This window comes from Geobacillus jurassicus NBRC 107829 (assembly GCF_001544315.1).
Classification (GTDB): domain Bacteria; phylum Bacillota; class Bacilli; order Bacillales; family Anoxybacillaceae; genus Geobacillus; species Geobacillus jurassicus.
This window is the reverse complement of sequence record NZ_BCQG01000026.1, coordinates 22,430-37,363: the sequence shown is the minus strand read 5'-3', so window position 1 is coordinate 37,363 and position 14,934 is coordinate 22,430. Positions and strand designations below refer to the sequence as shown.

Genomic DNA, 14,934 nt, shown 5'->3' with positions numbered 1-14,934 from the left:
GATGACGAACATTGTGTTTATGGGAACGCCTGACTTTGCTGTGCCGATTTTGCGCCAGCTTCTTCATGACGGCTACCGCGTGGCAGCGGTCGTCACCCAGCCGGATAAGCCGAAAGGGCGAAAGCGCGAGCTCGTGCCACCCCCGGTGAAAGTGGAAGCGGTGCGCCACGGCATCCCGGTGCTGCAGCCGACGAAAATCCGCGAACCGGAGCAGTATGAACAAGTGCTGGCGTTTGCGCCCGATTTGATTGTCACGGCAGCGTATGGACAAATTTTGCCAAAGGTGCTGCTTGAGGCGCCGAAATACGGCTGCATCAACGTCCACGCTTCGCTTCTTCCGGAACTGCGCGGCGGGGCGCCGATCCATTATGCGATTTGGCAAGGAAAAACGAAAACAGGCGTCACGATCATGTACATGGTGGAGCGGCTGGATGCCGGCGACATGCTGGCGCAGGTCGAAGTGCCGATTGAAGAGACGGATACGGTCGGCACCCTCCATGATAAATTGAGCGCCGCCGGGGCTAAACTATTGTCGGAGACCCTTCCACTGCTGTTGGAAGGCCGTCTCACCTCCATCCCTCAAGAGGAGGAGAAGGCGACGTACGCGCCGAACATTCGCCGCGAGCAGGAGCGGATCGATTGGACGCAGCCCGGCGAAGCCATTTACAATCATATCCGCGCCTTCCATCCGTGGCCGGTGACGTATACCACACACGAGGGGAATATTTGGAAAATTTGGTGGGGCGAAAAAGTGCCGGCGCCCTGTTCGGCGCCGCCGGGTACGATTTTGGCGCTTGAGGAAAACGGCATTGTTGTTGCCACCGGCAATGAGACGGCCATTCGCATCACCGAACTGCAGCCGGCCGGCAAAAAGCGGATGGCGGCGGGTGAATTTTTGCGCGGCGCCGGCAGCCGGCTGGCGGTCGGCATGAAGTTAGGAGAGGATCATGAACGTACGTGAACTTGCTTTAGATACGCTGTTGGCTATTGAACAAAAAGGAGCATACAGCCATCTCGAACTGAACGACGCCATTCGCCAAGGGCATCTCGACAGCCGCGATGCGGCGCTGCTGACGGAAATTGTGTACGGCACGGTGCAGCGGCGCGACACGCTCGACTATTATTTGGCGCCGTTTTTGCGCAAGGCGCGCCGGATTGAGCCGTGGGTGCGCGTGCTTCTTCGGTTGACGCTGTACCAAATGGTCTATTTGGACCGCGTCCCCGACCGCGCCGCTGTGTTTGAAGCGGTCGAAATCGCCAAGCGCCGAGGCCATCGCGGCATCGCGTCGCTCGTAAACGGCGTATTGCGCACGATCGGCCGCGAAGGGCTGCCATCGATAGAGGCTGTTGGTGACGTTGGCAAGCGGCTCGCCCTTGCCACCAGCCATCCGGAGTGGCTCGTCCGGCGCTGGATCAAGCAATACGGTTATGAAGACGCGGCGCGCATGTGTGAGATGAACTTGCGCCCGCCGCAATCAACGGCCCGCGTCAACCGGCTGCGCGCGACCGTCGAAGAAGCGCTTAAGCGGCTGCGCGGCGAAGGGGTGGAGGCCAGCCGCGGTCGTATCGCGCCCGAGGCCATTCGCGCGGAAAAAGGGAATTTGGCTCATACGGAGGCGTTTCACGCCGGTTGGCTGACGATTCAAGACGAAAGCTCGATGCTTGTCGCCCGAGCGCTCGACCCAGCCCCTGGCGAGCGAGTGCTTGACTGCTGCGCGGCGCCGGGCGGAAAAACGACCCATATCGCTGAGCGGATGGACGGGCGCGGCGAAGTCGTCGCCGTCGATATTCATGAGCATAAAATAAAGCTCATTGAACAGCAGGCGCAAAGGCTCGGCTTTGGGAACATCAAAACACTCGCCCTTGACAGCCGTCGGCTTGGGGAACAGTTCGCTCCGGAGTCGTTCGACCGCATTTTAGTCGATGCCCCATGCACTGGATTTGGCGTCATTCGCCGCAAACCGGAGATCAAATACACGAAGGGGAAAGAGGATGTCGCGGCGCTCGTTGAGGTGCAGCAAGCCATTTTGCGGGCGGCCGCTCCGCTTTTGAAAAAAGGCGGCACGCTTGTCTACAGCACATGCACCGTGGAGCGCGAGGAAAACGAAGAGGCCGTCGCCCGCTTTTTAGCCGATCATCCCGATTTTTCCCTCGATGACCGCCTTGCTGAGCGGCTGCCGGAGCCGGTGCGGCCGCATGTGAAAGGCGGCATGCTTCAGCTGCTGCCGCATCATTTTGACTCTGACGGGTTTTTTATCGCCCGACTGCGAAAGAAGGTGTAAAAGCATGGAAATGGTTCGTCCGGCTGCCCGCCGCTTTGTCGGTGAAACGCAGCCTCCGTTGCCATCGATTTATTCGCTCACGCTAGACGAATTGAAGGAATGGCTTGTCGCTCAAGGCGAAAAGCCGTTTCGCGCCACGCAAATTTACGAGTGGCTGTATAAAAACCGCGTCACCGATTTTGCCGACATGACGAATTTGCCGAAGCGGCTGCGCGAACAGCTGGCTGCGTCGTTCTCGATCACGACGTTAAAGACGGTTGTCAAGCAAACGTCCAAAGACGGGACGATCAAATTTTTGTTTGAGCTTCATGACGGCTATTCGATCGAGACGGTGCTTATGCGCCATAACTACGGCAATTCGGTGTGCGTCACGACGCAAGTCGGCTGCCGCATCGGCTGCACGTTTTGCGCTTCCACGCTCGGCGGTCTGAAGCGCCATTTGGAGGCGGGCGAAATCGTCGCCCAAGTCGTGCACGTACAAAAAGCGCTCGATGAAACGAATGAGCGCGTCAGCAGCATCGTCGTCATGGGCATCGGCGAGCCGTTTGACAACTACGATGCGCTCATCAAGTTTTTACACATCGTCAACCACCCAAAAGGGTTGAACATTGGCGCCCGGCATATTACTGTTTCGACGAGCGGCATCATCCCGAAAATTTACCAATTTGCCGATGAAGGGATGCAAATCAACTTTGCCATTTCCTTGCATGCGCCGACGAATGAGTTGCGAACAAAACTCATGCCGATCAATAAAGCGTATCCGCTGCCCAAGCTGATGGAGGCGGTTCGGTATTACATTGAAAAAACCGGGCGGCGCGTGACGTTTGAATATGGGCTGTTCGGCGGGGTGAACGACCAGCTTGAGCACGCCGAGCAGTTGGCCGAGCTGATTAAAGGGCTGAAATGCCATGTGAATTTGATTCCGGTCAACTACGTGCCGGAGCGCAACTATGTGCGCACGCCGCGCAGCCAAATTTTCGCCTTTGAACGGGCGTTGAAAAAACATGGAATCAACGTAACCATTCGCCGCGAACATGGACACGACATCGATGCCGCCTGCGGACAGCTTCGCGCGAAGGAGCGAAAAGAGGAGACGAGGTGAGTCGGATGCGAGCCGTTTTCCGAACCGACATCGGCCAAATTCGCGAGCATAACGAAGACAGCGGCGGCGTATTTGTCAATCAAAGCGGCCAATATTTGGCCGTCGTCGCCGACGGGATGGGCGGCCATCGCGCCGGCGACGTGGCGAGCTCCATGGCGGTGGCGTATTTGCAGGAGCAATGGGAGAAAGAAAATCACCTTGCTTCGCCGACCGAGGCGGAGCAATGGCTTCAAACGCATATTGCCGCGGCGAACGAGCAATTGTTTCGCCATGCCCTTTCCCACCCAGAATGTCAAGGAATGGGGACGACGATCGTCGCTGCTGTTTGCGCTGGTCCGTTTGCGACGGTTGCCCATATCGGCGACAGCCGCTGCTACGTGCTCAACCAAAGAGGAATTCAGCAGCTGACGGATGACCACTCGTTGGTCAATGAGCTTGTCAAAAGCGGGCAGCTTTCCAAAGAGGCCGCCGAGCATCATCCGCGCAAAAACGTGCTGCTGCGGGCGCTTGGCACAGAGCCGGCGGTGAAAATCGACGTCAAAACGGTGGCGGTCGACGATGGCGATATGTTGTTGTTATGTTCAGACGGGTTGTCCAACAAGGTGCCGGAAGCGGATATGATACATATTTTGACGGGGGACGGCACGCTGGAAGAGAAGGCGGAGGCGCTTATCGAGCTCGCCAACGGGCGGGGCGGGGAAGACAACATTTCGCTGGCGGTCATCGATGTTTCAGCGGAACGTGAAGGTGGGTGATCGGCGTGCTCATTGGAAAGCGATTGAATGACCGCTATAAAATCATCAGCCTCATCGGCGGCGGCGGCATGGCGAACGTGTATTTAGCCCGCGACATGATTTTGGAGCGCGATGTCGCTGTCAAAGTGCTCCGCCTCGATTTTGCCAATGATGATCAGTTCATCAAACGGTTCCGCCGCGAGGCGCAGGCGGCGACGAGCTTAAACCATGAACATATCGTTTCTATTTATGACGTCGGCGAAGAAGAAGGCGTCTATTACATCGTCATGGAGTATGTGCGCGGCGCTACGCTCAAGCAATACATCCAGCAGCACGCTCCCCTTCCGGTCGAACAGGCGCTTCGCATCATGGACCAGCTGACATCAGCGATCGCCCATGCCCATGAGAACGGCATCATTCACCGCGACATTAAACCGCAAAACATTTTGCTTGATGAGCACGGCAATGTGAAAGTGACCGACTTCGGCATCGCTGTGGCGATGAGCGGCACGACGATCACGCAAACGAACTCGGTGCTCGGTTCGGTTCATTATTTGTCGCCGGAGCAGGCGCGCGGGGGCATCGCTACTGAAAAATCGGACATTTATTCACTCGGCATTGTCATGTTTGAACTCGTCACCGGCCGGCTGCCGTTTTCCGGCGAATCAGCCGTTTCGATCGTGTTGAAGCACTTGCAGACGGAAACGCCGTCGCCGAAGGCGTGGAATCCGGACATTCCGCAAAGCGTGGAAAACATTATTTTAAAGGCGACGGCGAAAGACCCGTTTTATCGCTACCAATCGGCGCGCGAAATGAACGAGGACATTCGGACGGCGCTTGATCCAAGGCGGCGCAACGAGCCGAAATTCACCATTCCAGATGATGACGAGGAAGCGACGAAAGCCATTCCGATTATAAAACAGGCAGAAAGCGCGGCGTTGGAGCAAGAGACGCTCGTGTACGAGGAAAAAACGAGCGAACCGGCTCATGCGGCCGGCGAGCCGAAACAGAAGCGGAAGCGAGCGTGGATCGCCTGGCTTTTGGCCGCTTTGCTGCTTGCCGGCGCCGTTGGCGTCAGCGCCGTCACATGGATTCCAGACCTCATTTTTCCAAAAGAAGTGACGATGCCGAACGTGGTCAACAAAGACTATGATGAGGCGGTTGAACAGCTGTCGTCGCTCGGTTTGGAAATCAAAGATACGATCGATGTAGAAAATGATAAAATAGAAGAGGGAAAAGTCGTGCGCACCGATCCGGAAGCCGGCATGACGGTGAAGCAAGGAGCCGGCGTCATTATTTATAAAAGCATTGGAAAAAAGAAAATCGAATTTCCAAGCTTCATTGGCGATGATATTGCTGCGGCGGAGGAGGAGCTGCGCGCCGAAGGATTTGTCCGCATCACACGCAACGGCCGCTACAGCGACAAGCCGGAAGGGACGATTTTGGACCAATATCCGTATGCCGGCGATCGAGTGGCGCCTGATGAAACGGAAGTCGTCTTTACCGTCAGCCTCGGACCGGAGAAAGTCACGGTCAAAGATTTAACCGGGTATACGGAAAAAAGCGTGCGCGATTACGGGGCCGATCAAGGGCTGCGCATTGACGTCAAGTATGAGTATTCGGACAAGGTGCCGGAAGGGCTTGTCATTTCGCAAACCCCGGCGGCGAACGAGCAGGTGGAAAAAGGCGAGACCATCACCGTCGTCATCTCCCGCGGGCCGGAACCGAAGCCGTCGAAAACGGTGATTAAAGAGATTACGATTCCGTATGAACCGGCGATGCCCGGGCAAATCGTTGAGGCCCAGCTTTACATCCAAGATGCCGCCCACAATATGACAACGCCATACAAAACATACCGGCTGACGGCGCCAGCGACCGAGATGGTCGAGTTTGAAATTCCATATGGGGAGACCGCTTATTACCGCGTCATTGTCAACAACGTCGTCAAAGAGGAAGGCTCGATCCCATATCCAGAAAACGACGGGAAAAAGGAGTGAGGCTATGGCGGAAGGACAAATCATCAAAGCGTTAAGCGGATTTTACTACGTCCTGTCCGAAGGCCGCGTGTTCCAATGCCGCGGGCGCGGCGTGTTCCGCAAGAAAAAAGTGACGCCGCTTGTCGGCGACCGCGTCGTTTTCCAGGCGACGAGTGAAACGGAAGGCTATATTTTGGAGGTTTGCGAGCGGCAAAACGAGTTGGTGCGGCCGCCGATCGCCAACGTTGAGCAGGCGATTTTAGTCTTTTCGGCCGTCAGCCCGGATTTCAGCGCCAAGCTGCTCGACCGCTTTCTCGTTTTAGTGGAATCGAAAGATATTACGCCGATCATTGTCATCAGCAAAATCGATTTGTTGGATGGCGAATCGAAAGAAGAGATCGCCCGCTACGTGCATGATTACCGGCGCATCGGCTACGACGTCATCGAAACGTCAGCAGTGACCAAGGGCGGCCTCGATGAACTGGCGTTGCGCCTTCGCGGCCGCGTCTCCGTCGTCGCCGGGCAGTCCGGGGTGGGCAAATCGTCGTTGCTGAACGCGCTCCGTCCGGATTTGCGGTTGAAAACAGGCGACATTTCCACCCATTTAGGGCGCGGCAGGCACACGACCCGCCATGTCGAACTGCTTGAGGTCGCCGGCGGGCTTGTCGCCGACACGCCAGGGTTCAGCGCTCTCGAATTTGATCATATTGAGCTCGACGAATTGCCGCATTATTTTCCGGAATTCCGGATGTACGGGGAAGGATGCAAATTCCGCGGCTGCCTTCATATCGCCGAGCCGAAATGCGCCGTGCGCGAAGCGGTTGAGGCGGGGGAGATTCCATTGTACCGCTATGACCATTACTTGAGTTTTGTTGCTGAAATGAAAGAACGAAAGCCGAGGTATTGAACATGATTCGAATTGCGCCATCGATTTTATCAGCCGATTTTGCCCGCCTGGCTGAGGAAATTCGGTCCGTTGAGGAGGGTGGGGCGGACTGGATTCATGTGGATGTCATGGACGGGCATTTCGTGCCGAATTTGACGTTCGGTCCGCCGGTCGTGGCCGCCATTCGTCCGGTGACGAAGCTGCCGCTTGACGTCCATTTAATGATCGCCGATCCGGACCGATACATTCCGGCATTTGCCAAAGCCGGCGCGGATTTGATTTCTGTCCATGTGGAGGCGTGCGTGCATTTGCATCGAACGATTCATTTCATCAAAGAACAAGGCGTCAAAGCCGGGGTCGTGCTCAATCCACATACACCGGTCGAGATGATCCGCCATGTGATCGCTGATGTCGATCTCGTCCTGTTGATGACGGTCAATCCTGGGTTTGGCGGACAGGCGTTCATTCCGGCGGTCGTGCCGAAAATCCGTGAGGTCGCCCGGATGGCCAACGAACAAAACAAAGAGGTCGACATTGAAGTTGACGGCGGCATCAATGCGGAAACGGCGCCGCTTTGCGTGGAAGCCGGGGCGAACGTGCTTGTCGCTGGATCGGCCATTTACAACGAACCGGACCGAGCCGCCGCCATTCGTGCGCTTCGCGAAGCGTGCGCCAAGTAGCGGGCAGACAGCGCAGCCCTCGCTTGCGCAATGAAAATGCCGCCGGCAGCGGAGCGATTCACGTCATGGCGAGCGGTTGGATGGCGCGCCGCCTTTATCATCTTATTCGCTCGCTAAGGCGATGAGCTAAAAAGGTGGAAGACGGCCGTTTTCGTCCTAGCCGGAAGGGGGGAGCATGTTGATTCATATCGTTGGCGGCGGTCCGCGCTACCTTCTTCCCGATTTGCGCTCGTATGACGGGAACGATGTGCAATGGGTCGGCGTCGACCGCGGCACGAAAACGTTGCTTGATTTCGGGTTTCACCCTGTGCGGGCGTTCGGAGATTTTGATTCGCTGCCATCCGAAGAAGTCGCCCGGCTGCAGAAGATGTTGCCGGAGCTTGATATTTGGCCGTCGGAAAAAGACAAAACGGATATGGAGATCGCCCTTGACTGGGCGGTTGAGCAGACCGACGGGGCCATCCGTCTGTTCGGAGCGACTGGCGGGCGGCTCGACCATCTGTTTGGCAACGTCGAGTTGTTGCTGAAATATGCTGAGCGGCCGATTGAACTGATCGACCGGCAAAACGTGCTCACCGTCCATCTGCCTGGTGTGCATACGGTCGTGCGCGACGAGCGGTACCGCTACGTATCGTACATCCCGATTTCTGAAACGGTGACAGAACTTACGCTGATCGGATTTAAATATCCGTTAACAAACTGTCATATTTCCCGCGGCTCGACATTATGTATTAGTAATGAACTTATCCAATCTTCTGGTACTTTTTCGTTTTCGGAAGGCATATTAATGATGATAAGGAGCAGCGATTTTGCCGGCTGCCCGTAGTCGCGCTTAGCTCGGTAAGGAATATACTGAATAACGAAACGGCGGGAAGCTTGTCATGATCGGTGTGAGGAGGGAATCGGGATGAAGTTTTATACGATCAAGCTGCCGAAATTTTTAGGCGGAATCGTGCGGGCGGTGTTGAACGCATTTAAAAAAGGATAAGAAAAAAGCACCATTTTTGGTGCTTTTTTTGTTGAGCCGCTGAACAAAAGGGGGCAGGCCTTTTGGAGCGGCTTCTTCTCGTTAATCTGTTAGACGCGTTTCACTTTTCCAGATTTCAGCGCGCGCGCCGAAACCCAGACGCGTTTCGGTTTGCCGTCAACTAAAATGCGCACTTTTTGCAAGTTCGCTTTCCACGTGCGGCGGCTGGCGTTCATGGCGTGAGAACGCGAGTTGCCGAACGATTTTTTCTTGCCGGTCACAAAGCATTTCGCCATCGTTTTTCCCTCCTTGCTTTCACATCCCTCTAAAAACACTATTATAATTTATCATACAACCGTATGGATTGCAATAGACGAGACGTCTTCTTTCAAGAAACAGTCCTTGACATACATTTCGGTTTTCGGCTAAATAATACTAGTGGGCGGCCGGGAAGCGCTTTGAAAACAGAAAGCGTTATAGTACAATAGGGGTAGCTGTGCGAGATACGCAAAGGGGGAACGAGCATGTCGATCGAATGGCAAACGAAATACGGGCGCATTGAAGTGGCCAATGAAGTCATTGCGATGATCGCGGGGGGAGCGGCCGTCGATTGTTACGGAATCGTCGGAATGGCGTCGAAAAACCAGATTCGCGACGGATTGTCGGACATTTTGCGCCGGGAAAATTTTTCTAAAGGGGTTGTCGTCCGGGAAGAAAACGGCGAAGTACATATCGATATGTACATTATCGTCAGCTATGGGACGAAAATTTCTGAAGTTGCCCACAACGTGCAGTCGAAAGTAAAGTACACGCTCGATCAAACGCTTGGACTGGCGGTCCAGTCGATCAACATTTACGTTCAAGGGGTTCGGGTGGTGAACCCGTAGTAAGGAGGAATTAGCCGGTGACCATGAGGATGCTTGACGGAAGACGGTTTGCCGATATGGTGCAGCAAGGGGCCGCGCATTTGGCGAACAACGCCAAGGCGGTCGATGCGCTGAACGTCTTTCCGGTTCCAGATGGCGATACAGGAACAAATATGAACTTGTCGATGACGTCCGGGGCGAAAGAAGTGAAGGCGAACGTCTCCGACCATATCGGCAACGTCGCCGCAGCGCTGGCGAAAGGGCTGCTGATGGGGGCGCGCGGCAATTCCGGCGTCATTTTGTCGCAGCTGTTTCGCGGGTTTGCCAAGGCGGTGGAAGGCAAACAACAAGTGAACAGCTTCGAATTCGCCGCCGCCTTGCAGGCGGGGGTGGACACGGCCTACAAGGCGGTGATGAAGCCGGTCGAGGGGACGATTCTCACCGTTGCCAGAGAGGCGGCGCACAAGGCGGTGGAGGTGGCGAAGAAAGAGCGTGACGTCATCGCTGTGATGGAAGCGGCGCTTGCTGAGGCGAAAGCCGCGCTCCAACGCACGCCGGAGCTGCTGCCCATCTTAAAGGAAGTCGGTGTCGTCGACAGCGGCGGTCAAGGGCTCGTGTACGTCTATGAAGGGTTTCTCGCCGCCTTGAAAGGGGAAACGGCAAGCGCCGCACGCGCGGAAGTGCCGATGGACGATTTGGTGAAAATGGTGCACCATCAAAGCGCGCAAAGCCATATTCATGCGGATGAGATCGAATTTGGCTACTGCACCGAGTTCATGGTCCGCTTTGAGCCGGACAAGCTGGCCGAGCACCCGTTTTCCGAAGAAACGTTCCGCCGCGAGTTAAGCCGGTTCGGCGACTCATTGCTCGTTGTCGCGGATGACGAGCTCGTCAAAGTGCACATCCATTCGGAAACGCCGGGAGAAGTATTGACGTATGGCCAGCGCTACGGGAGCTTGATCAACATTAAAATCGAAAACATGCGCGAGCAGCATGCCAACATCGTCGGCAAAGAGGCGAAAGCGGCGTCTGGCGCAGCCGTGGAGAAAGCGAGGCCGTACGGCATCGTCGCCGTCGCCATGGGCGCCGGCGTGGCCGAACTGTTTCGGAGCATCGGCGCGCACGCCATCATTGAAGGTGGGCAAACGATGAATCCGAGCACGGAAGAAATTGCTGACGCCATTCGCCGCGCCAACGCAGAGACGGTGTTTGTGCTGCCGAACAACAAAAACATCGTGATGGCGGCAAAACAGGCGGCAGAGTTGTTCGAACAGCGGGTTGTCGTCATCCCGTCGAAAACCGTCCCGCAAGGATTGGCGGCGCTGTTGGCGTTTCAACCGGCGCAATCGGCCGAGCAGAATGAACGGGCGATGACGGCGGCGCTGTCGCGAGTCAAAACAGGGCAAGTGACGTTTTCGGTGCGCGACACGACGATTGACGGCATCGAGATTCAAAAGGGCGATTACATGGGTCTTTTGGATGACCGAATCATCGTTGCTGACAAAGACAAGATCGCCGTGACAAAACAATTGCTCGATGCGCTCATTGACGAAGAAAGTGAAATTGTGACGATTTTGTACGGCGAAGATGCGACGGAAGCTGAAGTGGAAACGGTTGTCGCTTATTTGGAAAAAGAACATGACGGGGTTGAAGTGGAAGTGCATAACGGAAAACAGCCGCTGTATCCATTCATCATTTCCGTCGAGTAATATGTTAGAATAATAGAAGGGAGCATTCCCTTCTATTTTTCTGTTTTGTGGAGGAATCACGCCAATGAAATACAAAAGCGTCTTTGATATCATTGGCCCGGTGATGGTCGGGCCGTCAAGCTCACATACGGCCGGGGCGGTGCGCATCGGCTTGGTTGCGCGCAAGCTGTTTGGAAGAAAACCGGCATGGGCGCGCATTTCGTTTTACGGCTCGTTTGCCGAGACGTATCGGGGGCATGGCACCGACGTTGCCATTGTCGCCGGGCTGCTCGGGTTTGACACGTTTGATGAACGTCTTCCGAATGCGCTCGAGATCGTCCGTGCGGAAGGAGTGGATGTTTTGTTTTCCGCTGAGGAAGCGATTCCGCATCATCCGAATACGGCTCGCCTGCACATTGGCGATGAAAAAGGCGAGCTTGAGCTTGTCGGCATTTCGATTGGGGGCGGAAAAATCGAAATCGTCGAGTTGAATGGGTTTGCCTTGAAGTTGTCCGGCCATCATCCGGCGTTGCTCATTATGCATAACGACCGGTATGGGACGATTGGAGCGGTCGCTTCGGTGTTGGCGAAACACAAGATCAACATCGGCCATATGGAAGTGTCGCGCAAGGAGAAAGGAAAAGAAGCGCTCATGGCGATCGAAGTCGACCAGCCGTTGACCGATGATCTGATTCAAGAATTGGAGCAGCTGCCGAACATCATTCAAGTGGCTAAGCTCATTGATTGAAAAGAAATCGGTTTCATAATTGGTGAGCATCTAAGAAGATGCAGTCATGATGGAGAGAGGACAGGTGAGAATGGAATGTTTCGCAATGTGGCTGAACTGGTGGCGTTGGCCGAAAAGGACAACGTCAAAATCGCTGAAGTGATGATCCGTCAGGAAGTGGAAGTGAGCGGGCGAAGCCGGGAAGAGGTGATCGCTCAAATGGACCACCATCTAGCCGTCATGGAGCGCGCCGTCGAGAAGGGGCTGCAAGGGGTTGCGTCCCGTTCCGGGCTGACTGGCGGCGATGCGGTGCGGATGCAACGCTATATTGAGAACGGCCGTTTTTTGTCCGGGGAAACGATTTTGGACGCCGTCAGCAAAGCCATGGCGACGAACGAAGTGAACGCGGCGATGGGCGTCATTTGCGCCACGCCGACGGCTGGGGCGGCCGGCGTCGTCCCGGGGACGCTGTTTGCCGTGAAAGAGAAGCTGCGGCCGACAAGAATGGAAATGATTGAGTTTTTGTTTACAGCCGGGGCGTTTGGCTGCGTTGTCGCCAACAACGCCTCGATTTCCGGCGCCGCCGGCGGCTGTCAAGCTGAGGTTGGATCGGCGGCCGGCATGGCGGCCGCAGCGCTTGTCGAGCTGGCTGGGGGGACGCCGAGCCAAGCGGCCGAAGCGATGGCCATCGCCTTAAAAAATATGCTGGGATTGGTATGCGACCCAGTCGCTGGCCTTGTCGAAGTGCCGTGCGTGAAGCGGAACGCGATGGGGGCGGCGAACGCCATGATCGCTGCGGATATGGCGCTAGCGGGGATTAAAAGCCGCATTCCGTGCGATGAAGTGATTGAAGCGATGTATCGCATCGGTGCGGCCATGCCGGTGGCGTTCAAAGAAACGGCGCAAGGGGGGTTGGCCGCGACGCCGACCGGCCGCGCCATTGCGGCCCGCATTTTCGGCGCTTCTGCGGCATCGAAGTGAACGAAGCGATGCAGCAGCCGGTGACGGCGGTCAAAGGCATCGGCGAAGAGACGGCGGCCGCACTTGCCGACATCGGCATCGCCACAGTCGGCGAGCTGCTCGCGTATGCCCCGTACCGCTATGACGATTACGAGCAAAAAGACTTGGCCGCCGTCCGCCATGAGGAAAAGGTGACAGTGGAAGGGAAAGTGTACAGCGCCCCGCTGTTGACGTATTACGGAAAGAAAAAATCGCGCCTTTCCTTCCGCATGTTGGCCGGCCGCTACTTGATCACCGTCGTCTGCTTCAACCGTCCATATTTGAAGGAAAAAATCGTCCTGAACGAAACGGTGACGGTGATTGGCAAATGGGACCGGCACCGGCAGACGATCAACGCGTACGAGCTCCGGTTCGGACCGGCTCCAGAGACAACCGGCATCGAGCCGGTTTACTCGGTGCGCAGCCCGCTGACGGTGAAAACGATGCGCCGGCTTATGAAAGCGGCGTTTGAACAGTTTGGCGCGCACATTCCCGACCCGCTTCCGCCCGCTTTGCGCCGCGCCTATCGTCTCGTCGACAAGCAAGAAGCGCTCCGCGCCCTTCATTTTCCGCGTTCGCGCGAAGAGCTGCATCAAGCGCGGCGTCGGCTCGTCTACGAGGAGTTTCTGTTCTATCAGCTGAAAATGCAGGCGCTCCGGCGGCTGATGCGCGATGAGCGGCGCGGCATCGTCCACTCGTTTTCCGAAGAGCGGCTTTCGTCCTTTCTTTCCGGATTGCCGTTTGCCTTGACGAACGCCCAGCGCCGCGTCATCGGCGAAATTTTGGCGGACATGCGCTCGCCGCGGCAAATGAACCGACTTTTGCAAGGAGATGTGGGTTCCGGAAAGACGGTCGTCGCGGCTGTGGCTCTTTACGCCGCTGCCTTGTCCGGGTTTCAAGGGGCGATGATGGTGCCGACGGAAATTTTGGCTGAACAGCACGCCCGCTCGCTCGCCGAGCTGTTTGCCGATACCGATGTGACCATCGCGCTCTTGACAAGCTCCGTCAAGGGGAAGCGGCGCAAAGAGGTGCTCGCCGAACTGGAAGAAGGAACGATTGACATCGTCGTAGGCACGCACGCCTTGATTCAAGAAGGAGTGCAGTTTCGCCGGCTCGGCCTCGTCATTACAGATGAGCAGCACCGCTTTGGTGTCGAGCAGCGCCGCATTTTGCGCGAGAAAGGGCATGCGCCGGATGTGTTGATGATGACGGCGACACCGATCCCGCGCACGCTCGCCATTACAGTGTTTGGCGACATGGACATATCGGTGCTCGATGAAATGCCGGCCGGACGAAAAAAAGTCGAGACGTATTGGGTGAAGCATAACCAGTTCGCCCGCGTGCTTGATTTTATCGAAAAAGAATTGCGCCGCGGCCATCAGGCGTATGTCATCTGTCCGCTCATTGAGGAGTCGGACAAATTGGACGTGCAAAACGCCATCGATGTCCATAGCCAACTTGTCCATTATTATCGCGGGAAATATGAGATCGGCTTGATGCACGGCCGGCTGTCGGCCGATGAAAAAGAACGCGTCATGCGGGCGTTCAGCGAAAACCGCATCCATGTGCTCGTCTCAACCACGGTTGTGGAAGTCGGCGTGAACGTACCGAATGCGACAGTGATGGTGATTTACGACGCCGAACGGTTTGGCCTCGCCCAGCTCCATCAGCTGCGCGGACGGGTCGGGCGCGGCGACGCCCAGTCATACTGCATTTTGATCGCCGACCCGAAATCGGAAGTCGGCAAAGAACGGATGCGCATCATGACGGAAACGACGGACGGCTTTGTGCTCGCGGAAAAAGACTTGGAACTGCGCGGCCCGGGTGATTTTTTCGGCACGAAACAAAGCGGGCTGCCGGAGTTCCGCTACGGCGATCCGGTGCATGATTACCGGATTTTAGAAGTCGCCCGTCGCGACGCCGTCAAGCTCGTTTCCTCGGCCGCATTTTGGCGCGATGAGGCGTACGCCGGGCTGCGCGCCGAGCTCGAAGCGTCCGGCGTGCTTGATGGGGAAAAGCTGGATTAA

At 56.3% G+C, this 14,934-nt stretch carries 15 protein-coding genes; 14 read left to right on the top strand and 1 reads right to left on the bottom strand.

What is annotated here, in order from left to right:
* Position 1 precedes the first annotated feature (1 nt).
* The 9 genes from fmt (at position 2) to spoVM (ending at position 8,648) form a co-directional block, all read left to right on the top strand.
* Complete coding sequence (gene fmt, locus GJ1_RS09140) at positions 2-961, top strand: methionyl-tRNA formyltransferase (RefSeq protein ID WP_066231414.1); 960 nt, start codon at positions 2-4, stop codon at positions 959-961.
* A complete protein-coding gene (rsmB, locus tag GJ1_RS09135) occupies positions 948-2,282 on the top strand; it encodes a 16S rRNA (cytosine(967)-C(5))-methyltransferase RsmB (protein WP_066231411.1) in 1,335 nt (444 codons plus the stop codon). The genes fmt and rsmB overlap by 14 nt, the downstream gene beginning before the upstream one ends.
* 4 nt (positions 2,283-2,286) lie before the next feature.
* On the top strand, positions 2,287-3,384 hold the full coding sequence (gene rlmN / locus GJ1_RS09130) for a dual-specificity RNA methyltransferase RlmN (RefSeq protein WP_066231409.1): 1,098 nt from the start codon (positions 2,287-2,289) through the stop codon (positions 3,382-3,384).
* Positions 3,385-3,389: 5 nt separating this feature from the next.
* Entirely contained in the window at positions 3,390-4,139 is a 750-nt protein-coding gene (locus GJ1_RS09125) for a Stp1/IreP family PP2C-type Ser/Thr phosphatase (protein WP_066231406.1), read from the top strand.
* A gap of 5 nt (positions 4,140-4,144) precedes the next feature.
* Positions 4,145-6,115, top strand: a complete 1,971-nt coding sequence (gene pknB, locus GJ1_RS09120) for a Stk1 family PASTA domain-containing Ser/Thr kinase (protein WP_066231442.1) — start codon at positions 4,145-4,147, stop codon at positions 6,113-6,115.
* A 4-nt stretch (positions 6,116-6,119) separates the two neighbouring features.
* Positions 6,120-7,001, top strand: coding sequence for a ribosome small subunit-dependent GTPase A (rsgA, locus tag GJ1_RS09115; protein ID WP_066231403.1), 882 nt, complete (start codon positions 6,120-6,122; stop codon positions 6,999-7,001).
* Between the two features lie 2 nt (positions 7,002-7,003).
* Positions 7,004-7,660 (top strand): ribulose-phosphate 3-epimerase, encoded by a 657-nt coding sequence (gene rpe, locus GJ1_RS09110; protein ID WP_066231400.1) that lies wholly within the window; start codon positions 7,004-7,006, stop codon positions 7,658-7,660.
* A gap of 175 nt (positions 7,661-7,835) precedes the next feature.
* Positions 7,836-8,486 carry a thiamine diphosphokinase gene (locus tag GJ1_RS09105; RefSeq protein WP_066231398.1) on the top strand — a complete coding sequence of 217 codons (651 nt, stop codon included), beginning with the start codon at positions 7,836-7,838 and terminating at the stop codon, positions 8,484-8,486.
* An 81-nt stretch (positions 8,487-8,567) separates the two neighbouring features.
* Positions 8,568-8,648, top strand: a complete 81-nt coding sequence (gene spoVM / locus GJ1_RS09100; protein ID WP_033011182.1) for a stage V sporulation protein SpoVM — start codon at positions 8,568-8,570, stop codon at positions 8,646-8,648.
* 89 nt (positions 8,649-8,737) lie between these two features.
* Here the strand turns inward: spoVM and rpmB are convergent, their stop codons facing one another.
* Entirely contained in the window at positions 8,738-8,923 is a 186-nt protein-coding gene (gene rpmB / locus GJ1_RS09095) for a 50S ribosomal protein L28 (RefSeq protein ID WP_031410471.1), read from the bottom strand.
* Positions 8,924-9,151: 228 nt separating this feature from the next.
* Here rpmB and GJ1_RS09090 point away from each other — a divergent pair, with 228 nt between their 5' ends.
* From GJ1_RS09090 to recG, 5 genes are all read left to right on the top strand, one after another.
* Complete coding sequence (locus GJ1_RS09090) at positions 9,152-9,514, top strand: Asp23/Gls24 family envelope stress response protein (protein ID WP_066231395.1); 363 nt, start codon at positions 9,152-9,154, stop codon at positions 9,512-9,514.
* Positions 9,515-9,531: 17 nt separating this feature from the next.
* Complete coding sequence (gene fakA, locus GJ1_RS09085; protein WP_066231392.1) at positions 9,532-11,202, top strand: DAK2 domain-containing protein; 1,671 nt, start codon at positions 9,532-9,534, stop codon at positions 11,200-11,202.
* 64 nt (positions 11,203-11,266) lie between these two features.
* The gene (gene sdaAB / locus GJ1_RS09080; RefSeq protein WP_066231390.1) at positions 11,267-11,929 is read left to right on the top strand and encodes an L-serine ammonia-lyase, iron-sulfur-dependent subunit beta; all 663 of its coding nucleotides are present in this window, start codon (positions 11,267-11,269) and stop codon (positions 11,927-11,929) included.
* Between the two features lie 75 nt (positions 11,930-12,004).
* Complete coding sequence (gene sdaAA / locus GJ1_RS09075; RefSeq protein WP_066231387.1) at positions 12,005-12,889, top strand: L-serine ammonia-lyase, iron-sulfur-dependent, subunit alpha; 885 nt, start codon at positions 12,005-12,007, stop codon at positions 12,887-12,889.
* Positions 12,886-14,934: an ATP-dependent DNA helicase RecG gene (recG, locus tag GJ1_RS09070; protein WP_066231385.1), complete on the top strand. Its 2,049-nt coding sequence runs from the start codon at positions 12,886-12,888 to the stop codon at positions 14,932-14,934. Before sdaAA ends, recG begins: the two co-directional genes overlap by 4 nt.